Below are 20,337 nucleotides of genomic sequence, written 5' to 3' on the forward strand. Positions count from 1 at the left end.
TCGCCCCACCCGACCCTCACCCTTACGGGCCCACCGCATCCACGGTCCACGGCCCGGTTCACGGTTCATGACTTCGCGCGCCCGAACGCGCCCGAACGCGCCCTTAGGTGGCTACTCCCATGTCAAAAACAGCTGATATCCGACTCCCTGATCCGAGTCGCTGGAAAGCGCTGGCGTTCATCGCGCTCGCCCAGTTGATGGTCGTGCTCGATGCCACGATCGTGAACATCGCGCTGCCGCACGCCCAGACGGACCTGGGCATCACGGATGCCAACAAGCAGTGGGTCATCACGGCCTACGCCCTCGCCTTCGGCGGACTGCTGCTCTTCGGAGGCCGGATCGCCGACCTCTGGGGCCGTAAGCGCACCTTCGTCGTCGGTCTGATCGGCTTCGCGCTGGCCTCCGCGCTCGGTGGAGCGGCCCAGAACCAGGGCATGCTCTTCGGCTCGCGCGCACTCCAGGGTGTCTTCGGCGCCCTGCTCGCCCCCGCGGCCCTCTCGCTGCTCGCGGTGATGTTCACCGACGCCAAGGAGCGCGCCAAGGCGTTCGGCATCTACGGTGCGATCGCCGGTGGCGGTGGCGCCGTCGGCCTCATCCTCGGCGGGTTCCTCACCCAGACGCTGAACTGGCGCTGGACGTTCTTCGTCAACATCCCCTTCGCGGTCGTCGCGGCCCTGGGCGCCTACTTCGTGATCCGTGAGCCGGCCGGCGGCCGTAACCGGTCCTCGCTCGACATCCCGGGCGTCGTCCTGTCCGCGCTGGGTCTGGTCTCGCTGGTGTACGGATTCACCCGTGCCGAGTCCAGCGGCTGGTCGGACGCGCTGACCATCGGTACGTTCGTCGCCTCCGGCGTGCTGCTGCTGGCCTTCGTCCTGACCGAGTCCAGGGTCAAGTCCCCGCTGCTCCCGCTGCGCGTCCTGATGGACCGCAACCGCGGCGGCGTCTACCTCTCGCTGGGCCTCGGCGTCATCGCGATGTTCGGCCTGTTCCTCTTCCTCACGTACTACCTGCAGGTCGTCCAGGGCTTCTCGCCGATCAAGACCGGCTTCGCCTTCCTCCCGATGATCGCGGGCATGATCACCGGTTCGACGCAGATCGGTGCCCGGCTGATGACCCGGGTTCCGGCCCGGATGCTGATGGGTCCCGGCTTCCTGACCGCCGCCGTCGGCATGCTGCTGCTCACCCAGCTCCAGGTCGACTCGTCCTACGCCGCGGTCATCCTGCCGGGGCAGCTCCTGATGGGTCTCGGCATGGGTACGGCGTTCATGCCCGCCATGTCGCTGGCCACGCACGGCATCGAGCCGCGTGACGCGGGTGTCGCCTCCGCGATGATCAACACCTCGCAGCAGGTCGGCGGTGCGATCGGCACGGCGCTGCTCAACACCATCGCCGCCTCCGCCGCCACGGCGTACGCCACCTCGCACGCCGCGCTCGGCGCCACCGACCCGGAGCAGCTGAAGCTCCAGTCGATGGTGCACGGCTTCACCGGCGCCATCTGGTGGGCCGTCGGCATCCTGGTGCTGGCCTCCGCGATCGCGGCGACCTTCGTCAACGCAGGGCGCCCCTCGGCGACCACGACGTCCGGCGGTACCGGCACGGGTTCCGGTACCGGTTCGGCCGACGGTGTCGAGGACGAGGTCCGGATTCCGGTCGTCGCCCACTGAGCCACCGACTCAGCGAGTCGCTGCTCGCTGAGTCACCGCTCAGGGCGCTGAGTCACCCGTACAGGCCTCTGCCCCGGTTCCGTCCGACGGAACCGGGGCAGAGGTGCGTGCGGTGGGTGGGCCGGGTCAGCGGAGCCAGGGCAGGTCGGCGTCCGTGTCCTCCGGCTGGAGCCCCGCCGCGACGACCCGCATGATCTCTCCGAGCGAGCTCACCTGCTCCGGGGTGAGGCGGTCGAACATGGCCTGCCGTACGGCGCTGACGTGGCCCGGCGCCGAGCGGCGGAGCATCTCGTGGCCCTCGTCGGTGAGGACCGCGTTCTGGCCGCGCTTGTCGGACGGGCAGTCCTCGCGGCGCACCCAGCCGCTCTTCTCCAGCCGGGCGACGGCGTGCGAGAGCCGGGAGCGGGTGATCTTGGCGTCCTTGGCCAGCTCGGTCATCCGCTTCTGGCGGCGGGGTGCCTGGGAGAGCTGGACGAGCAGCCCGTAGTAGATGTGCGGCATACCGGCATCGCGCTGCAACTGGCGGTCGAGGTGATCCTCCAGGAGCGTGGCGGCGTGGAGGTACGCCCGCCAGACGCTCTGTTCTTCGTCGGTGAGCCAGCGCGTCTGCTCACCGGTGGATGCCGTGGTCATGTACTCCACTGTACGACCTTTTCTTGAAAGTTGAACTAGATAGAGCTAAGGTCTCCGAAGGTGGGAACTTGAAGGTTAAAGAAGTTTTCCTTCTGAAAGCCCCACTAGAAGACTTACCTTGAGCAGCAGTGGATGGGGAGTGTCATGACAGTCACCGCGGAGCGCATGCCCGCCCTCTACCTCTCCCACGGCGCCCCGCCGCTGGCCGACGACCCGGTCTGGCCCGGCGAACTGGCCGCCTGGTCCGCCGGGCTGCCCCGGCCCACCGCCGTCCTGATGGTCTCGGCGCACTGGGAGGAGGCCCCGCTCGCCCTCGGCGCCACCGAGACGATCCCGCTCGTCTACGACTTCTGGGGCTTCCCCGAGCACTACTACCAGGTGCGGTACGCCGCGCCCGGCGCCCCGCAGCTCGCCGAGAGCGTGCGCAAGCTGCTGCGCGGCGCCGGTACCCCGGTCCAGGACATCCCGGACCGGGGCCTCGACCACGGGGCGTACGTCCCGCTGGTGGAGATGTTCCCGGCGGCCGACATCCCGGTGCTGCAGATCTCCATGCCGACGCTGGACCCGCAGAAGCTGATGGACATCGGCCGCAAGCTCGCGCCGCTGCGCGACGAGGGCGTCCTGATCGTCGGCAGCGGCTTCTTCACCCACAACCTGGCCGCCCTGCGGCATCAGGGCGGCGGCACTCCCGGCTGGTCGGCGGAGTTCGACGACTGGGGGAGCCGCGCGCTCCAGGCGCAGGACATCGACGCGCTGCTGGACTTCGAGAACAAGTCCCCGGCGGGCCGGCTCGCTCACCCGCGCACCGAGCACTTCGCCCCGCTCTTCGTGACGCTGGGCGCCGCCGAGCAGGAGCTGGACCAGGGGCGCAGCGTGATCGACGGGTTCTGGATGGGGCTGGCCAAGCGCTCGCTCCAGTACGGATAGGGCTTGTCCCGTCGGCTGGACCGTCGGCTGGACCGCCGGCCGGACCGCCGGCTGGACCGCCGGCCGGGCTCAGAGCACCGGAGGGTTCAGCTCGATCGAGCGGAGCGCGGCCGCCAGCGCGGCCGGGCCGCCGACGTCCAGCGCGGTGTCGGTGAACTTGATGGTGTGGTCGTCGCCGTGTGCGGCGGCCCGTGCGAAGACCTCCTCGGGGCTCAGCCCCTCGGGCGCGGCCGGGTAGTCGGCGGCCCGCGCCGGGGCGTACGCGGCGGTGACCGCCGCGCTGGCCGCCCACGCCGCGTCCAGGCTCGGCGCCCACAGCTCCCGGGGGAGCGCGGGCAGCGTCCGCAGTACGGCGTTGGGCGCCGTCGCGGCGTGCACCAGCATGACCGGCGAGCCGTGCGCGTAGGCCGCGTACCGGTGGGTCGCGGCCCGCACCAGCTCCTCCAGCCGGGCACGGGCGAGATCCGGGTCCGTCGCGGGCCGGGGGCGGGCGGAGTCGGCGTCGGTCACGGTCAGCGCGTGCTCGGCGCCGGTCACCGGCCGGGGTGGCCATACCGGGAATCCGGTGAGCTGTCCCAGCCGTTCCCGGATGCCGCCGCTCTGGTCCGGCACCCGCTCCACGGCGTCCAGTGCGGCCGCCGCGCCGGTCGCGGGGGAGCGCGGGGTCAGCGGCGGCAGCGGCTGGTGGCGGGCCGCCCAGTAGCCGAGGCCGTGGGCGAGCTCCGCGATGCGGGGCGCGTTCTCGCCGGAGGCCAGCAGGGTGCGTACGCAGTGGCCGACCCGGATCACCGGGTGCGTGGCGCCGGCCGCGATGCCGGGGAGCAGCCGGGGCCACCACTCGGCGAGGACCTCGCGCCAGGGCCGGTCCGCGGTCTCCCGCTCGAAGTACGCCGTCCAGTCGGCGATGCGGCGGGGGTCGCCCAGGGCCTCGCGCCAGTTGTCCGGGGTCACCTCGGTGAACCGGTCCGGCATCTCCTCCAGCTTCGCCCGGTAGTGGTCCAGCCAGCGGTGCACGCCGGGCGCCTGGCCGTGGTGCACCAGCGCCTCGACCGCCATCGGAGCGTGGTTGCTCAGCCAGCCGTTCCGCTCGGGGCCGAAGGAGTGAAGCCGTTCCAGCGCCTCGTCGAGCGTGCCGGAGGTGTCGGGTGAGTTGCGCGTCGTGTCGTCCATGCCGCATCACGCTAGGCACGGCGACCGCTCTCCGTAACGGGCTGCGGACCTAGGGAGACCCCCGGCGCCGGTCCTAGGGCGGCCCCCCGCTCCGGTCCTAGGGAGGTACTCGGGCGGGACTAGGACGCGGGGCCCAGGTGTTTCTCGTACCAGGCGACGTCCCAGTACCGGCCGAACTTCCGGCCGACCTCCGCGTACGTGCCGAGGTGCCGGAAGCCGAAGCGGTCGTGCAGCCGGACCGAGGCCTCGTTCGGCTGGGTGATACCGGCGTACGCCCGGTGCAGGTCCTCGCCTGCCAGCGCCTCGAAGAGCGCCGTGTAGAGGAGGGTGCCGATGCCGCGCCCGGCGGCGCCGGGCGCGCAGTACACGCTCACCTCTACGGAGGTGGAGTACGCCGCCTTGGGGCGGAACGCGCTGCTGGTGGCGTACCCCAGGATCCGGGGAGCCGGGCCATCGGCACCCGGCGCGTCGACAATACGGACATCCTGAGCAACCAGGAGCCGGTGCGGGCCGTCTACAGGGTGGGAGCGCAACCAGGGCAGACGCCGGTCCGGAGTGAAGGGAGCCGTGTCGAATGTGAGGGCGGTCTCACGGACGTAATGGTTGTAGATCTCGGTGAGGGCCTCCAGATCGTCCTCGATACCAGGCCTGACCTGCGCCTCCGTGCCTATCTGTGTCATGTGCCCTCCCTTGGTGGCGCGACAGGGTACTGCATGATCGCGAAAATGAATGCCAGGCATGGGAATTCTGTCCGGATTCCAGTCGTTGTTTCCATCGGAAGCTGGGCACCCGAAAGGGTGTCGCGACCTACTCAGCAAGGAGCACGCATGGCAACCCGTGCCGTCGCCCGACGTTCGTCCTCCACCGGCGGGACCAACCGGGCAAGCAGTGTTCGCGCCGTGGGCGGGGAGATCGCCGATCGCGACCTGGTCGGCATGTATCTGGACGAGATAGCGCGCACGCCGCTGCTCGATGCCGCCAAGGAGGTCGAGCTGTCGCAGACCGTCGAGGCGGGCGTCTTCGCGCAGCGGATCCTGGACGGCGTGGTGGAGAGCGATGCCGGCGGGGCCTCGCGCGAGGAGCTGGAGGCGCTGGTCGCCGACGGCGAGCGCGCCAAGGACGTATTCATCCGGTCCAACCTCCGACTCGTGGTCGCCGTGGCCCGCCGCTATCCGCGGGCCGGGCTTCCGCTGCTCGACCTGATCCAGGAGGGCAACGCGGGCCTGGTGCGCGCGGTCGAGAAGTTCGACTACGCCAAGGGTTTCAAGTTCTCCACGTACGCCACGTGGTGGATCAGGCAGGCCATCACCCGCTCGATAGCCGACCAGTCACGCACCATCCGGCTCCCCGTACACCTGGTGGAGGAGCTCGGTCGGATCCGCCGGGTGCAGCGCGAGTTCAACCGCGAGCACGGGCGCGATCCGGAGCACGCGGAGATCGCCGCCGAGCTGGATTCCACGACATCCCGCGTAGGTGACGTGCTCGACTGGGCCCGTGACCCGGTCAGCCTGAACATGTCCGTGGACGACGACGGCGACACGCAGTTCGGAGACCTCCTGGAGGACACCTCGGCGGTGTCCCCCGAGCAGTCGGTGATGACCCTGCTGCGCAGCGAGGAGCTGGAGGAGCTGATCGGCAGGCTCGACAACCGCACCGCCTCCATCATCCGGATGCGGTACGGGATCGAGGACGGCCGTGAGCGGACGCTGACCGAAGTGGGCAAGCAGCACGGGCTGACCCGGGAGCGAATCCGCCAGATCGAGAAGCACGCGCTGCTCGAACTGAAGCGAATGGCTCACGACACGGGCTTTGACGCTGCGGCGTGAGCCCAAGTCCAGTAACCTCCGAATTGGGCCACTTCATAACGGCCCCCCTGAGCTGAGTCCCGGCGCCCACCCCCCCCTGGCGCCGGGGCTCATCCCTTTTCCGGGCTCATCCTGCCTGCACGGCCTACTGTCCGGCCGACTGTCCTGCCGCGCGGGTGAGTCTGCCGCCCAGGTCGTTCAGATACGCCAGCAGCTGCGGTGGCCCGTGCACGGTGAATTCGCAGTCGACCAGCGCCAGCCGCACCGCGACCCACTCCAGCGAGTCCGACAGCGTCGCGCGCAGCCGGCAGCTGTGCTCACCGGTCGCCTCCGGCGGGCCGATCGAGGCGGGCAGCCGCGAGGCGACGAACTCCGCCGGGGCCGCGAACCCCACATCGATCGCCAGCTCCGGCTTGATGCGCGCCATGGAGCTGCTCAGGAACTCCGCCGCGTCGCCCGCCGGCAGCTCCCGGGGCGTGAAGCGGGACCCCGTCGGATACGGATCGCTCACCCGGTCGACCCGGAAGGTGCGCCAGGCCTCCCGCTCCAGGTCGTACGCGACCAGATACCAGCGCCACCCGGTGCTCACCAGGCGGTACGGCTCAACCTGCCGCCGCGTCTCGGCGCCGTCCCCCGCCCGGTAGGCGAACCGCAGCCGCTCCCGCCCGGTGACGGCGGAGGCCATCACGGTCAGCGTCTGCGGGTCGATCGTCGCCCCGTCCCCGCGGGTCAGCGGCACCGTCGCGTTCTGGAGGACGGAGACCCGGTGGCGCAGCCGCGAGGGCAGCACCTGCTCCAGCTTGGCCAGCGCCCGGACGGAGGCCTCGTCGACGCCCTCGATGGCGTGACCGGCCCCGGCCCGCAGCCCCACCGCGATGGCCACCGCCTCCTCGTCGTCCAGCAGCAGCGGCGGCATGGCCGTGCCCGCCACCAGCCGGTAGCCGCCGATCGCACCGCGCGAGGCCTCCACCGGATAGCCCAGATCACGGAGGCGGTCGATGTCCCGCCGGATGGTGCGCGGGCTGACGTCGAGACGGTCCGCGAGTTCACTGCCCGGCCACTCGCGCGGCGTCTGGAGCAGTGACAGCAGATTCAGCAGTCGTGCCGGGGTGTCGGTCATGTCACCCAGGATGCCCACCCATTGGGTCACGAGCTGACCTAATGGGCCTTTAACTTCTTCATATGACTTCTTCCGCACCCCAGCCGTCCGGGACGGCCGCCGCCGCGATGTCCCCGGACGCCTCGGACCGCCGCCGGTGGTTCGCGCTGGCCATCGTGATGACCGCGGCCTTCATGGACCTGGTCGACGTCACGATCGTCAACATCGCCATCCCGAGCATCCAGCGGGACACCGGCGCCTCGTTCGGTTCGATCCAGTGGATCACCGCCGGATACGCCCTGGCGTTCGCCGCCGGGCTGATCACCGGCGGCCGGCTCGGTGACATCTACGGCCGCAAGCGGCTGTTCCTCATCGGGATCGGCGGCTTCACCGTGGCCTCCGCGCTGTGCGGCTTCGCCGCCAACCCGGAGATGCTGGTCGCCTCCCGCATCCTCCAGGGCGGCACGGCCGCGCTGATGGTCCCGCAGGTGCTGTCGATCGTGCACGCCACCTTCCCGGCGCACGAGCGCGGCAAGGTCTTCGGCCTCTTCGGCGCGATCGTCGGCCTCGGCGCCGTGTCCGGGCCGCTGCTGGGCGCGCTGCTCACCGAGTGGAACATCGCCGGTCTCGAATGGCGCCCGATCTTCCTGATCAACCTGCCGGTCGGCATCGCGGGGCTGATCCTGGGCCGCAGGTTCATCACCGAGTCCAAGGCCCCCAAGGCGCTGCGCCTGGACCTGATCGGCGTGGTCCTGGTGACGGTGGGGATGCTCATGCTGATCTACCCGCTGACCCGTGGCGAGGAGCTGGACTGGCCGCTCTGGGGCTACCTGTCGATGGCCGGCAGCCTCGTGGTCTTCCTGGTGCTCGTGCTCTTCGAGCGGCGGAAGGCGCGCCGGGACGGTTCGCCGCTGGTCGAGCTGTCGCTGTTCCGGGTCAAGAGCTTCGCCGCCGGTATCGCCGTGCAGCTGACCTTCGGTGTCGGTCTCGGCATCTTCTTCCTGGTCTGGACGCTCTACATGCAGGAGGGGCTCGGCTGGAGCGCGCTGCGGGCCGGTACGACCGGTATCCCGTTCTCGGTCGCCGTCTCGGTCGCCGCCGGGATCTCCGTACAGAAGCTTGTGCCGCGCTTCGGGCGCAAGGTCCTCCAGGCGGGTGCGCTGCTGATGGTGGCGGGTCTGCTGCTCTACATCTGGGAGTCCGACCGCTACGGCATGGGGATCACGTCCTGGCAGATGGCGTTGCCGCTGGTGGTGATGGGGCTCGGGATGGGCCTGATCGTCGCCCCGCTGGCCGACGCGGTGCTGTCCGAGGTGCCCAAGGAGCACTCCGGCTCCGCCTCCGGGCTCTTCAACACCGTGCAGCAGATGGGCAACGCGCTGGGGCTCGCGCTCGTCTCGGTGATCTTCTTCGGGGCCATCGGCGACCGGCTCACGCCCGCGCAGCTGGGCCCGGCGTTCGCTGACGCCTTCGAGCACTCGCTGTGGTGGGTGGCCGGTGTGCTCGCGGCCATCTTCCTGCTGATGTTCGCGCTGCCGGCCCGGCCGAAGCAGCACGTGGAGGGCGGCGAAGAGGCGGCCGGGGCCGCCTTCCCCGCCGGACCTTCCGAACCTGCCGACGAGCCCGTGCTCACGCACTGAGCCGGACGCAGGACGTGAGCGGTGCCCGTACCCCCCGAGGGTGCGGGCACCGCTCGCGTTCCGGGAGGGCTCAGCAGATGCGCGTACGGCTCTCCATCGCGCCGCGCGCCGTCTCCTCGTCGGCGTACACCTCGCACATGTGGCGGCCGTCCGGCGTCGCCGTGTGCTCGACCTCCCAGAGGCTCGTCTCGCTGCCGTCCAGGAGCAGGAAGGCGTGCTCGTACAGGGTGAAGCCCGCGTCCCGCCCGTCCACCTGGCACTGGCGGCCGAAGATCTGCGTGATGTGGTGGGCGAAGGCGGCCCGCAGCAGCTGGGCGGTCTCCTCGCCGGGGACGTCCCTGTTCTCCGCGCGGCGCAGCACGCGGCGGGCGTGGTCCGCGGAGTTGTCCGGGGCGTACATCCGGGGGAGCGGGGCCGGGGGCGCCGCCATCAGGGCCGTGAGGATCTCCAGGTCGCCCTGCGGCCCCTCGTCCCCGAAGACCGGGGCGTCGCGGAAGCCGCCGGCGAGGCGGGCCGCGGCGATGTGCGCATCGGCCTCGTCGTCGTACAGCTCGTGCTGCCGGTCGCCTGGCTGCGAGCCGCAGCGGGGGCCCTCCGGGTCCCGCTGACCGCAGTGCACCAGCTCCCAGAGCGTTAACGGGCTGCCGTCGGACAGCAGATACGTATGCCGGTACGTCTCGCGGTGCAGCGTCGAGCTGTGGTGCGAGGAGTGCAGGGAACTGCTGTGGGCGAGGGCCGAGCCGAGCCGCTCGACCGTAATGTCGGGCAGGTCGAACGAGTTGAGAGCCCGACGCAGGAGTCGTTCGAGGTGCTGCTCGGTTGTCTCGTACGGATCGCTCAAGGTGCTTCTCCAGGCCGTCGCCGCGTGTTACCCGATGCGTGCTTAACGTAGTCCCTGGGTCTGACATCGTGACCGGGGTTCAGCAAAACGTACGACGCACGCAGAAGGTTCCCGGCGTTTTGCCCTAACTTCCTTGAGCGGAGGGTGAGTCGGCTGCGGGGCCGCTGCCGTCCGCCGGGCGTCGCGGCCGCGGTTGTCGCCGTTGTTCCGACTGCTACTGCGGTCGCCCGCCGTAGAGATCGCTGTACGAGGGATATGTGCTGCCGCCCTCGCGGCCGTTGACGCCCGTGGCCGCCCGCACCGCCTTCACGATGGCGCGGGTCACGGTCTCCGCACCCGCCGCGAGCAGGTCGTTCAGCGCGATCGGGTTCGCCGGGTCCAGCGTCCGCCCGCCGGTGGCCAGCGCGAAGACGGTGTCCCCGTCGGTCAGCAGATGCACGGGCCGGATCGCGCGCGCCAGCCCGTCGTGCGCGGTGCCCGCGAGCTTCTGTGCCTGCGCCCGGCTGAGATCGGCGTCCGTCGCGACGACGGCGAGCGTGGTGTTGAGCGGGGGGCGCGCGTTCTCGTCGCGCGCCTGTGCCAGGCGCTGTTGCGCCGTGCGGTGGACGTCCGGCGCGGGGGCGACAGCCGGTTCTGCGGCCCCGTACTCCCCGTACAGCACCCCGGTACGGGGATCGAGGACAGACCCCGCCGCGTTCACCACGACCAGCGCGCCCACCGTGATGCCGGACGGCAGCAGGACGCTCGCCGTCCCCACCCCGCCCTTCAGCTGCCCGGCGACCGCGCCCGTGCCCGCGCCGACGCACCCCTCGGCCACCGCCGCCCCCGGCTCCGTGCGCGCGGCGTCCTCCACGGCGGCCCGGCCGGTCGACGCGTCCGGGCGGGCCCGCCAGTCACCGCCCCGGCCCAGGTCGAAGACGCACGCCGCCGGGACCACCGGAACGACCTGCGCCGGATCGGCCCCGACCCGCACGCCGCGCCCCTGCTCCTCCAGCCAGGCCATCACCCCGGACGCCGCGTCGAGCCCGTACGCGCTGCCCCCGGTCAGCACCACGGCGTCGATGCGCTGCACCAGGTTGCGCGGGTCGAGCGCGTCCGTCTCCCGGGTACCGGGGCCGCCGCCGCGCACATCGACGGCGGCGACCGCACCGCCCTCGGGGGCGAGGACCACGGTGGTGCCGCTGAGCGCCCCCCGGCCCGCGAGCGAGGCGTGCCCCACCCGGATCCCGGCAACGTCGGTCAGCGCGTCCATCCGGTGCTCCTCTGGGTCGTGATCGTGGCGGGGCCGTCATCGTGGCGGGGACGTCATCGTGGTGAGCGGTGCGGGTCGGCGTGCGGTACGGGGTGAACCTACCCGCGAGGGCGGGAGAGCGGAGGGCGCCCAGGCATCCGGGCGTCGTCCCACGGCGACGCGCTCACCCCGTAGCGCCGCAAAACAGGACTAACGCCCCCTTATGTCCCTACGGTGGCGGGGTGACCGAGCCACCAGAGCCCTCTGCCGACAGGCCCGCCCGCCTCGCGCCCACGGGCACCCGGTCCGCCACCTCCCGCGCTACCGCGGCCGGCGTCATCGTCTCCCTCCTGCTCGTCATCGCGATCGTGCTGGGCAGCAGGCTGCTGGAGAACTTCGACTCGGCCCTCCTGCCCTACGCCGTGGCCACCGTCTTCCTCGCCTTCGGCGTGGCCTACCGCTACACGGTCTGGGTCTCCGCGCCCGGGGCCCGGCGGCTGTTCAAGAAGGGCTGGGGGAGTCTCTTCTCGGTGGCCAACTTCCGCAAGGCCCCCACCGCCCTGCCGAAGATGATCGCCACCTACCTCGGCTTCCAGAAGTTCCTCGGCGCCCGCTCCCACGCCCGCTGGGCCGCCCACCAGCTGATCTTCTGGGGCTGCGTCCTCGCCTCCCTGATCACCTTCCCGCTGACCTGGGGCTGGTTCACCTTCACCTCCGGCAGCGGCTCCGGGCCCGGCTACGAGATGCGTATCTGGGGATTCAAGATCATCGGGTTCGACTCCCTGAACATCCTCGGCTGGCTGATGTTCCACGGCCTGGACATCGCCGCCGTCCTCGTCATTCCGGGCGCCTCCTACTTCCTGTGGCGCCGGATGAAGGACCGGGGCGCCATCACGGGCCAGCGGTTCGCCTACGACCTGGTGCCGCTGATCGCGCTCATCGTCATCGCCGTCACCGGGCTGCTGCTCACCTTCTCCTCGATCTTCCTGCACGGCGGCGGATACGAGTTCCTGGCGATCCTCCACATGGTTTCGGTGGTCTTCACCCTCATCTACATCCCGTTCGGGAAGTTCTTCCACATCGTCCAGCGGCCCGCCGCCGTCGGCATGCAGCTCTTCAAGTACACCGGCCGGCAGGACCAGCAGGTCTTCAGCTGCCGCCGCTGCGAGGAGCCCATCGACACCGCCCCGTACGTCGAGAACCTCCGCGGCACCATGCGCGACCTCAGCCTCGACTTCGACGCGTGGGCCGAGTACTGCCCGCGCTGCAAGCGGGTGCTGCGCGGCAGTGCCTATCTCTCCCAGGTGAAGAAGGGCTTCAAATGACCGCGGACCCCCGACCGGTCGACCCCCGACCGGCCGACCCTCTGGCCATCGTGCCCCTCGACCCCTCCCTCGCGCCGCCTGGCACCCGCGCCTTCCGGGACGCGGGCGGCATCCCCGCCGACCAGTGGCACGCCGACCAGAACGGCGAGACGCTCGTCCCCACCCACTGCTGCTTCTGCGGTGTCCAGTGCGGGATGTATCTGCGCGTCGACCGGGCCGGCAAGGTCTTCGGCGTCGAGCCCCGCAACCACGACATCAACCGGATGCGGCTGTGCCCCAAGGGCATCAACGCCTACCAGCAGGTCAACCACCCCGACCGGCTCACCGCCCCGCTCATGCGCCGCTCCCGCGACGAGGACTTCCGCGAGGTCTCCTGGGACGAGGCCCTCGACTTCACCGTCGCCGAGATCAAGCGCATCCAGCAGACCCACGGGAACGACGCCTTCGGGCTGCTCGGCGGGGCCAGCCTGTTCTCCGAGAAGACCTATCTGGTCGGCAAATTCGCTCGGGTCGCCCTCAAGTCCCGGCACGTCGACTACAACGGCCGGCTCTGCATGGTCAGCGCCGCCGGCGCCAACAAGCTCGCCTTCGGCATCGACCGGGCGGGCAACCCCTTCTCCGACATCCTGCTCACCGACTGCCTGCTGATCGCGGGCTCCAACGTCGGTGAGTGCTTCCCCGTGATGACCCAGTACGTCTGGGGCGCCCGGGACCGAGGGGCCAGCCTGATCGTCATCGACCCGCGCGAGACGGCCATCGCCCGGACCGCCGACATCCACGTCGCCCTCAAACCCGGCACCGACTCGGCGTTCTTCAACGCCGTGCTGAACGTGGTCATCGAGGAAGGGCTCACCGACGAGAACTATCTCGCCGCACACGCCACCGGCTGGGAGGAGGTGAAGGCCAAGGCCGCCGAGTACCCGCCGGCCAGGTCCGCCGCGATCTGCGGGGTCCCCGCAGAACAGATCGTCCAGGTCGCCCGCACCTTCGCCCGCGCGCCCAAGGCCATGGCCTGGCACGCGCGCGGTATCGAGCACCACTCGCAGGGCGTCGAGAACTGCCTCACCGTGATCAACCTCTGCGCCGCCACCGGGCACATCGGCAGACCCGGCGCCGGCTACGGCACCATCACCGGCCAGGGCAACGGGCAAGGGGGCCGCGAACACGGCCAGAAGTCCGACCTGCTGCCGGGCGGCCGCTCCATCACGAACGAGGAGCACCGCCGGCAGATCTGCGAGATCTGGGGCATCGAGGAGTCCGAACTCCCGCCCGCCGGAACCTCGATGATGGAAATGGTCTGGCAGATGCAGCGCCGCGAGATCCGCGGGCTGATCGGCATCTGCAACAACCCTTTCGTCTCCCTCCCCAACTACAAGGTGGTCAAGGAGGGGTACGACGCGACAGAGTTCCACGCTCAATTCGACTTCTTCCTTTCCGAGACCGCTGCCAACGCGCATGTCGTCTTCCCCGTCACTACCTGGGCCGAGGACGAAGGGGTGATGGCCAACGCCGAGGCCCGGGTGGTCAAGCACAACAAGGCCCAGGACCCGCCCCCCGGCGTACGGACCGACACCTGGGTGATGTGCGAACTGGCCAAACGCCTCGGCGCGGGTGACAAATTCGCCTTCACCGACTCCCGCGAGGTCTTCGACGAACTGCGGATCGCCTCCGCCGGCACCGTCAACGACTACTACGGCATCACCTACGAACGGCTGGAGGAGACGGGCGGCATCGCCTGGCCCTGCCCCTCCACCGACCACCCCGGCACCCCCCGCCTCTTCGAGGACGGCAGGACCTACCACCCCGACGGCAAGATCCACATGCAGGTCGTCGAGTGGCACCCGCCGATGGACCCGTACGACGACGAGCACCCGATGTCCCTCACCACCGGACGCACCGTCGCGCACTTCCTCTCCGGCAACCAGACCCGTCGGCTGGGCGCCCTCGTCGAACAGACCCCGCGCCCCTGGGCGGAGATCCACCCCTCCCACGGCTTCCGCAACGGCGAACCGGTCCGCGTCGTCACCCGGCGCGGCAGCGAGGTCTTCCCCGCCCTGGTCACCGAGGCGATCCGCCCCGACACCGTCTTCATCCCGTACCACTGGCCCGTCCCCACCGCCGCCAACGCGCTGACCATCGACGCCCTCGACCCCCGCTCCAAGATCCCGGAGTACAAGGTCTGCGCCTGCCGCATCGAGCACGCGGAAGCCATCGACGTGGTCCCCGCGCCCCCGGTCGCGCCGGGCCATGTCGCCTACCCGGAGACCCAGGTCTCCCGCACCGACCCGCTGCCGCCCACCGCGCCGCAGGGCCGCGGCACCTCGGAGAGGAGCTGATGCCCGCATGATGGGCAGAACGATCTTTATCGACCCGGGGCGCTGCATCGGCTGCCAGGCCTGTGTCTCCGCCTGCCGCGAGTGCGACTCGCACCGGGGCAAGTCGATGATCCACCTGGACTACACCGACGAGGGCCAGTCCGTCGCCTCCCTTCCCACGGTCTGTATGCACTGTGAGGACCCCGTCGCGCCCTGCGCCGAGGTGTGTCCCGCCGACGCGATCCTGGTGACGGCCGACGGGGTGGTGCAGCAGGCCGACACCACCCGCTGCATCGGCTGCGCCAACTGCGTCAACGCCTGCCCCTTCGGTGTCCCGAAGATCGACCTCCAGGCGAAGCTGCAGATGAAGTGCAACCTCTGCTACGACCGCACCGCCTACGGTCTCGCCCCCATGTGCGCCACCGTCTGCCCGACGGGCGCGCTCTTCTACGGAACCGTCGAGGAGCTCCAGGCCGAGCGCCCCGGCGTCAAGGTCGCCGACACCTTCGTCTTCGGTGAGAGCGAGGTCCGGACCGGCGTGGCCATGGTCGTCCCCGCCGACCGGGTCCAGTGGCCGGTGCCCGGCGGCCTGCCCGTCGTGGAGATCAACGGGAAGGACGTCCGCCGATGAGCGTCACCGACCAGCCGCCCTCCCCGCCGCCCGCCGGGGACCCGCGCGAGGCCCTGCACGACCGGATCGCCGCGGACTCCCTCACCACCAGGCGCGACTACCTGCGGATCGTCGCCACCGTCTCCGGTGGACTCGCCGTCGGCGGCCTCGGTGTCGCCGCCGGCATCCTCCCGCGCCACGGCGACCCCGACGACGCCAAGGCTCCCCAGCCGAAGAAGGTCAGTGCCCAACTGCTGCCCGGGGAGTCCGTCGTCTTCCACTACCCGGACGAGGAGGACCGCGCGGTGGCCGTCCGGCTCAATGACGGGACGCTCGTCGGCTACTCCGCGATCTGCACCCACCTCGCCTGCGCCGTGCTCTGGAGGAAGGACCGGGGCTCCGAGGGCGAGCTGTACTGCCCCTGCCACGAAGGTGTCTTCGACGCCCGTACCGGCGAGGTCACCGCAGGACCGCCGCCTCGCGGTCTGCCCAAGGTGGTGCTCACCGAGCAGGCCGACGGCAGCGTCTGGGCGGTGGGTACCGCGTACTCCGGTGAGAGCGCCGAGCACGGGCTCTGCCGCCAGCTGGGCGAGGACCGCCCGGACCTCGCCTCCCGGATCGGCTGCCCCGGAGCCAAGCGGGGCGCGGAGGCTCCGGACGCGGGCGCCGACGCCACCGGGGCCACCGCGTCCGCCGATGCCACCGGGGCCGCTGACTCCGAGACCTCCGGCAGGCGGACATGAGCGACGCCCAGCAGCCGGAGCCCGGCCCGCACTACCCCGAGTACCACCCGGGCAGCGCCCGGCCCGAACTCAACCGGCCCGTCCACGAGCGCTATCCCCAGATCCGGCCCACCAGCGGCTACGGCGACCCCCGCGTCCGCCGTACCGGACCGGGACCGGGGGCCGGCACCGACCAGGAGCCGGAACGCTCCTCGAAGCTCACGGCCCGGCTGACCCTCGCCATGACCGTGGTCATCGGGCAGCTCTGGGGGCTGACCGTGATCGTCGACGAATGGATGGAGGGCAACTCCGGCACCGCCTGGTGGGGAGCCGGATTCCTGTGCCTGTCGTTCCTGGTGGTGCTCGGCCTCTGGGCGCTGGACCCGAAGGACCGCTGAGCGAGGGCACGCTCCGGAGGGCGGCGATTCCGGACGTCGGCCGTACCCCGGAGGGCGGCCGTACCCCGGAGGGCGGCCGTACCCTGGAGGCATGAGTACCGCCCCCGCCCCCGGACCGCGCGATTCGAAGCCGGGCCCGCCGGACCGGCCGAAGCCGAAGCTGGTTTTCGACGATCCGCTTGACCAGCAGTCCTCGGACGACACGGACCGGGGCTGGGGTGAGCGGTCCCCGTCGGGCGACAGCGCCGCGGACCTGGCCCGCTTCCTCGACGACAAGCCGCCCCATCACATCTGACACATCTGAGCCGGTTGCTCCCTGGTGCCAGGTGACGTGTTGATCCGCCAGGTCGAGTCAACACAGAATCACCGCCAGTCCGGCTGAGGCTCCCGCGCCCGCCAGTGTCGCGGCCGTCGCTCGCGGTACGGACAGCACGACCAGTGCCCCGCTCTCCGTCGGGCTCCCGGCAGACGTCTGCGGCACCTGGGCCACCCGCGCGCTCCTCGCCAGCACCCGGGCATCGGTCCCGGACCCCGCGGAAGCGATCACATCGACGCGGTCTCCGGGCCGCAGCAGCCGTACGGTCTCCGCGTCCGCGATCCGTACCGGCGCTGAGACCAGCCGGACCGGCGGCGATGCCCGCTCCCGCGCCGCCCCTGCCGTGCTCGCCGCGGCACCGGCCGCCTCGGCCCCCGTACCGCCGTCGCCGCCCCGGCTCCCGCCCCCGCCGAACCCCGAGACGGCCAGCACGGCAGCGGTCAGCGCCAGCCCTGCGGCCATCGCCCGCCGCCGGCGCCACGCGGCCCGCCACATCCGGTGCCCGCCGCCACCGCGCACCCGCAGCGGTGGGAACGCGGGCACCCCGCAGGGCGCCGGGGCGGGGACGGGCCGAGGCGATACGGATGGGCCGAGTGAGTCGACTGAGCTGGGCGAACGCGAACGCATGACGAACACCGCCTGGGTGAGGGAGTCGCGGATCCGGAGCCGGGCGGCCCCGATGAACAGACCTCACGATCCGGCACTCACGAGATTCCCGCTGAGCCCTGTGGACAGCTCAGCGAATGTGGATAACTCCCCCACCCACCCGAGAAACGCACCCGGTCTGCCGCCCTACGGCAGCTCGATCCCCGTGTCGATGCCCTCCAGCGCGTGCGCGCACGGGCAGTCGCGGTCCGCCTCCGAGGGCAGCTCGGCCACCGCGTCGAAGAGGACCGAGCGCAGCCGGTCGACGTTGGACGCGAAGACCCTGAGCACTTCGGCGTGGGAGACGCCCTCGCCGGTCTCCGCGCCCGCGTCCAGGTCGGTCACCAGCGTCATCGTCGTGTAGCAGAGCCCCAGCTCACGGGCGAGCACGGCCTCCGGGTGTCCGGTCATGCCGACCACCGACCAGCCCATCGCCGCGTGCCAGCGCGATTCCGCCCGGGTCGAGAAGCGCGGTCCCTCGACGACCACCAGCGTGCCGCCGTCCACCGCCTCCCAGTCCCTGCCCCGTGCCGCCGCCAGCGCCGCCTTGCGCCCCTTGGGGCAGTAGGGGTCGGCGAAGCCCAGGTGCACCACGTTCGGCACCACGCCGTCCGCCCGGGTCTCCCCGTCGTAGAAGGTCTGGACGCGGGTCTTCGTACGGTCCACCAACTGGTCCGGCACGAGCAGCGTCCCCGGCCCGTAATCCGGCCGGAGCCCGCCGACCGCGCAGGGGCCGAGCACCTGGCGCACTCCGACCGAGCGCAGCGCCCACAGATTGGCGCGGTAGTTGATGCGGTGCGGCGGCACATGATGGCCGCGGCCGTGCCGGGGGAGGAAGGCGACCCGGCGGCCGCCGATCTCGCCGAGGAAGACCGAGTCGCTCGGCTGTCCGTAAGGGGTGTCCACGTGGACCTCGGTGACGTCCTCCAGGAAGGAGTACAGGCCCGAGCCGCCGATCACACCGATCTCTGCGTTTGCCATGCCGTCACACTATCGGGGGCCGTAAACGCCAATGACCCCGCCGAATTGGATCAGCGGGGTCACGGGTGAAACAGGTGGGGCGCCGGCTCAGGTGGCCGACGAACCGCTCGAAGAGCCCGAGGAAGAGCTCGAAGAACTCGACGACGAGGACGACGAAGAGCTCGAAGCGGAGGACGTCGACGAGGACGAGGAGGCCGAGGACTTGCTGTCCGACCCCGTCGAGGACGACGATCCGGAACCGGAGGTCTTCGCGGCGGCCGGTGCGGGCGTGCTGCTCGAAGAGGAGCCGCGGCTGTCGTTCCGGTAGAAGCCGGAACCCTTGAAGACAATGCCGACCGCCGAGAACACCTTCTTCAGGCGTCCTTCGCAGCTCGGGCACACCGTGAGGGCGTCATCGGTGAACTTCTGCACCGCTTCGAGGCCCTCGCCACACTCGGTGCACTGGTACTGATAGGTCGGCACTTGTTCCTCCTGGCACTCTGACTCGATGAGTGCTAACGACGCTTCATAGTGACGTATTCCGCTGGATCAGTCCACTGTGACCGGCCCGCGGTGACCGATACCACGTGCCACGGTCCGCTCCGAAGGGCTCGGTACGAGCCTGGAACGCAGCGTCAGCAGCGTCACCAGCGCCAGTACCGTGCCCACCAGCGGCACCAGGAATCCGGTGCTCGCGCCATGGGCGTCCGCGAGCTGCCCGGCGACCGTCACGGCCGCCGCCTGCCCGAGCGCGACCGCACCCGTCAGCCAGGTGAACGCCTCGGTCCGGGCGGAAGCGGGCACCAGCGCCTCGACCAGTGTGTAGCCGCTGATCAGGGCCGGGGCGATGCAGAGACCGACCAGCAGCCCGAGCGCGGCCAGCAGGGGCACGGAGTGCACCGCCCACAGGCCTGACGCGGTCAGGGTCAGCGCCGCGTACCCGGCGATCAGCCGGCGCCTCGGCCCGCTCTTCCAGGCGATGGCACCGCAGGCGATCCCGGCCAGCATGTTGCCGGCCGCGAAGATTCCGTACAGCACCCCGTTCGAGCCGGGCCTGCCGATCTCCTCCGCGAAGGCGGTCAGCGAGACCTGCATGCCGCCGAAGACCGCGCCGATTCCGAGGAAGGCGATCGCGAGCACGCGCACGCCGGGCACGGAGAGGGCGGAGGCGTGCCGCGGGGAGCCGGAACCGGCCGGCCCGGCCTCGCGCACGGACGGCTGGGTGGCGCGCTGCGCGGCGAAGAACAGTCCGCCGATCAGCGTCAGCGCGGCTTCGGCGATGAGTCCCGCCGCCGGATGCACCCCGGTGCACAGCGCGGTGGCGATGACGGGGCCGATGACGAAGGTGAACTCGTCCGTCACCGACTCGAAGGCGGCGGCGGTGGACATCAGCGGCGAGGCCTCACGGCCGGGCGCCGCCCCGAGCACGGCCGCCCAGCGGGCGCGCACCATGGGGCCGATCTGCGGAATCGAGGCACCCGTCGGCACAGCCGCCAGGAACAGCGCCCAGATCGGCGCGTCCGCCAGCGCGAGCGCCGTCAGCGCGCCCACGGAAGCTCCGTGCACCAGGACGCCGGGCAGCAGTACGGCCCGCTGTCCGAAGCGGTCCGCGAGCTTGCCGGTCTGCGGCGCGAACAGCGCCATGGAGACGCCGCTCACGGCGGCGACGGCGCCCGCGCTGCCGTAGGAGCCGGTGGTGTGCTGGACCAGCAGGACGATGCCGATGGTCAGCATGGCGAAGGGCTGCCGCGCGGCGAAGCCCGGCAGGAGGAAGGTCCACGCACCCGGAGTGCGCAGCAACTGCCCGTATCCGGGGCGGTCGGAGACCGTGGACACCACGGTCCATGCCTTTCTGCCGCCTGGTGGCCGTGCTCCTGCGGTTCCGGTCCCGCACCTGGGTGCGGGCCCGGTCAGGGGCTGCCGAGAGCTGTCCTCTTCGCGCGGAACTGCGGTAGATGCCGGGCGCTCGCAGCAAAGGCGGAGGACGCCACGACCGCCATACGGTCGCGCCAGCTCTGCGTCAGGCAGAGTTGGTC

The 20,337-nt window shown here is 71.1% G+C and carries 20 protein-coding genes; 10 read left to right on the forward strand and 10 right to left on the reverse strand.

What is annotated here, in order from left to right; all coding sequences use genetic code 11:
* Window positions 1-119: 119 nt before the first annotated feature.
* On the forward strand, window positions 120-1,664 hold the full coding sequence (locus ACFVQ0_RS18525) for an MFS transporter (protein WP_390089242.1): 1,545 nt from the start codon (window positions 120-122) through the stop codon (window positions 1,662-1,664).
* A gap of 126 nt (window positions 1,665-1,790) precedes the next feature.
* Here ACFVQ0_RS18525 and ACFVQ0_RS18530 read toward each other — a convergent pair whose 3' ends face one another.
* Window positions 1,791-2,306, reverse strand: a complete 516-nt coding sequence (locus tag ACFVQ0_RS18530; protein ID WP_390089244.1) for a MarR family winged helix-turn-helix transcriptional regulator — start codon at window positions 2,304-2,306, stop codon at window positions 1,791-1,793.
* A 135-nt stretch (window positions 2,307-2,441) separates the two neighbouring features.
* Between ACFVQ0_RS18530 and ACFVQ0_RS18535 the strand changes: the two genes are divergently transcribed.
* Window positions 2,442-3,224 (forward strand): dioxygenase, encoded by a 783-nt coding sequence (locus tag ACFVQ0_RS18535; RefSeq protein WP_390089246.1) that lies wholly within the window; start codon window positions 2,442-2,444, stop codon window positions 3,222-3,224.
* A gap of 69 nt (window positions 3,225-3,293) precedes the next feature.
* On the opposite strand, the gene ACFVQ0_RS18540 is transcribed toward ACFVQ0_RS18535, so the two are convergent.
* Together ACFVQ0_RS18540 and ACFVQ0_RS18545 are read right to left on the reverse strand one after the other, a co-directional pair.
* Window positions 3,294-4,394, reverse strand: a complete 1,101-nt coding sequence (locus ACFVQ0_RS18540; protein ID WP_390089247.1) for a questin oxidase family protein — start codon at window positions 4,392-4,394, stop codon at window positions 3,294-3,296.
* Between the two features lie 119 nt (window positions 4,395-4,513).
* Window positions 4,514-5,074 (reverse strand): GNAT family N-acetyltransferase, encoded by a 561-nt coding sequence (locus ACFVQ0_RS18545; protein ID WP_390089249.1) that lies wholly within the window; start codon window positions 5,072-5,074, stop codon window positions 4,514-4,516.
* A 147-nt stretch (window positions 5,075-5,221) separates the two neighbouring features.
* On the opposite strand from ACFVQ0_RS18545, the gene ACFVQ0_RS18550 reads away from it, so the two are divergent.
* Window positions 5,222-6,220 carry an RNA polymerase sigma factor RpoD/SigA gene (locus ACFVQ0_RS18550; RefSeq protein WP_073737264.1) on the forward strand — a complete coding sequence of 333 codons (999 nt, stop codon included), beginning with the start codon at window positions 5,222-5,224 and terminating at the stop codon, window positions 6,218-6,220.
* Between the two features lie 124 nt (window positions 6,221-6,344).
* On the opposite strand, the gene ACFVQ0_RS18555 is transcribed toward ACFVQ0_RS18550, so the two are convergent.
* Entirely contained in the window at window positions 6,345-7,319 is a 975-nt protein-coding gene (locus tag ACFVQ0_RS18555) for a helix-turn-helix transcriptional regulator (protein WP_390089251.1), read from the reverse strand.
* Window positions 7,320-7,381: 62 nt separating this feature from the next.
* Between ACFVQ0_RS18555 and ACFVQ0_RS18560 the strand changes: the two genes are divergently transcribed.
* Entirely contained in the window at window positions 7,382-8,938 is a 1,557-nt protein-coding gene (locus ACFVQ0_RS18560) for an MFS transporter (protein WP_390089253.1), read from the forward strand.
* A gap of 70 nt (window positions 8,939-9,008) precedes the next feature.
* On the opposite strand, the gene ACFVQ0_RS18565 is transcribed toward ACFVQ0_RS18560, so the two are convergent.
* Together ACFVQ0_RS18565 and ACFVQ0_RS18570 are read right to left on the reverse strand one after the other, a co-directional pair.
* Window positions 9,009-9,779, reverse strand: a complete 771-nt coding sequence (locus ACFVQ0_RS18565) for a DUF6227 family protein (RefSeq protein WP_390089255.1) — start codon at window positions 9,777-9,779, stop codon at window positions 9,009-9,011.
* Between the two features lie 214 nt (window positions 9,780-9,993).
* Window positions 9,994-11,031, reverse strand: coding sequence for a P1 family peptidase (locus ACFVQ0_RS18570; RefSeq protein ID WP_390089257.1), 1,038 nt, complete (start codon window positions 11,029-11,031; stop codon window positions 9,994-9,996).
* 221 nt (window positions 11,032-11,252) lie between these two features.
* Here ACFVQ0_RS18570 and ACFVQ0_RS18575 point away from each other — a divergent pair, with 221 nt between their 5' ends.
* From ACFVQ0_RS18575 to ACFVQ0_RS18600, 6 genes are all read left to right on the forward strand, one after another.
* Complete coding sequence (locus ACFVQ0_RS18575; protein ID WP_390089259.1) at window positions 11,253-12,335, forward strand: MFS transporter; 1,083 nt, start codon at window positions 11,253-11,255, stop codon at window positions 12,333-12,335.
* Window positions 12,332-14,671 (forward strand): molybdopterin oxidoreductase family protein, encoded by a 2,340-nt coding sequence (locus ACFVQ0_RS18580; RefSeq protein ID WP_390089261.1) that lies wholly within the window; start codon window positions 12,332-12,334, stop codon window positions 14,669-14,671. Before ACFVQ0_RS18575 ends, ACFVQ0_RS18580 begins: the two co-directional genes overlap by 4 nt.
* Window positions 14,672-14,678: 7 nt before the next feature.
* Window positions 14,679-15,281: a 4Fe-4S dicluster domain-containing protein gene (locus ACFVQ0_RS18585; protein WP_390089262.1), complete on the forward strand. Its 603-nt coding sequence runs from the start codon at window positions 14,679-14,681 to the stop codon at window positions 15,279-15,281.
* Window positions 15,278-16,003: a ubiquinol-cytochrome c reductase iron-sulfur subunit gene (locus ACFVQ0_RS18590; RefSeq protein ID WP_390089264.1), complete on the forward strand. Its 726-nt coding sequence runs from the start codon at window positions 15,278-15,280 to the stop codon at window positions 16,001-16,003. Before ACFVQ0_RS18585 ends, ACFVQ0_RS18590 begins: the two co-directional genes overlap by 4 nt.
* Entirely contained in the window at window positions 16,000-16,380 is a 381-nt protein-coding gene (locus tag ACFVQ0_RS18595) for a hypothetical protein (protein ID WP_390089266.1), read from the forward strand. The genes ACFVQ0_RS18590 and ACFVQ0_RS18595 overlap by 4 nt, the downstream gene beginning before the upstream one ends.
* Window positions 16,381-16,471: 91 nt before the next feature.
* A complete protein-coding gene (locus ACFVQ0_RS18600) occupies window positions 16,472-16,675 on the forward strand; it encodes a hypothetical protein (RefSeq protein ID WP_390089267.1) in 204 nt (67 codons plus the stop codon).
* A gap of 57 nt (window positions 16,676-16,732) precedes the next feature.
* Here ACFVQ0_RS18600 and ACFVQ0_RS18605 read toward each other — a convergent pair whose 3' ends face one another.
* The 4 genes from ACFVQ0_RS18605 to ACFVQ0_RS18620 form a co-directional block, all read right to left on the reverse strand.
* Complete coding sequence (locus ACFVQ0_RS18605) at window positions 16,733-17,323, reverse strand: hypothetical protein (protein WP_390089269.1); 591 nt, start codon at window positions 17,321-17,323, stop codon at window positions 16,733-16,735.
* Window positions 17,324-17,488: 165 nt separating this feature from the next.
* Window positions 17,489-18,322, reverse strand: coding sequence for an S-methyl-5'-thioadenosine phosphorylase (locus tag ACFVQ0_RS18610; protein ID WP_390089270.1), 834 nt, complete (start codon window positions 18,320-18,322; stop codon window positions 17,489-17,491).
* Between the two features lie 87 nt (window positions 18,323-18,409).
* Window positions 18,410-18,784 (reverse strand): FmdB family zinc ribbon protein, encoded by a 375-nt coding sequence (locus tag ACFVQ0_RS18615; RefSeq protein ID WP_390089272.1) that lies wholly within the window; start codon window positions 18,782-18,784, stop codon window positions 18,410-18,412.
* Between the two features lie 66 nt (window positions 18,785-18,850).
* The gene (locus ACFVQ0_RS18620) at window positions 18,851-20,140 is read right to left on the reverse strand and encodes an MFS transporter (protein ID WP_390089274.1); all 1,290 of its coding nucleotides are present in this window, start codon (window positions 20,138-20,140) and stop codon (window positions 18,851-18,853) included.
* Between the last annotated feature and the right edge of the window lie 197 nt (window positions 20,141-20,337).

The organism is Streptomyces sp. NPDC057900 (assembly GCF_042887885.1).
Classification (GTDB): domain Bacteria; phylum Actinomycetota; class Actinomycetes; order Streptomycetales; family Streptomycetaceae; genus Streptomyces.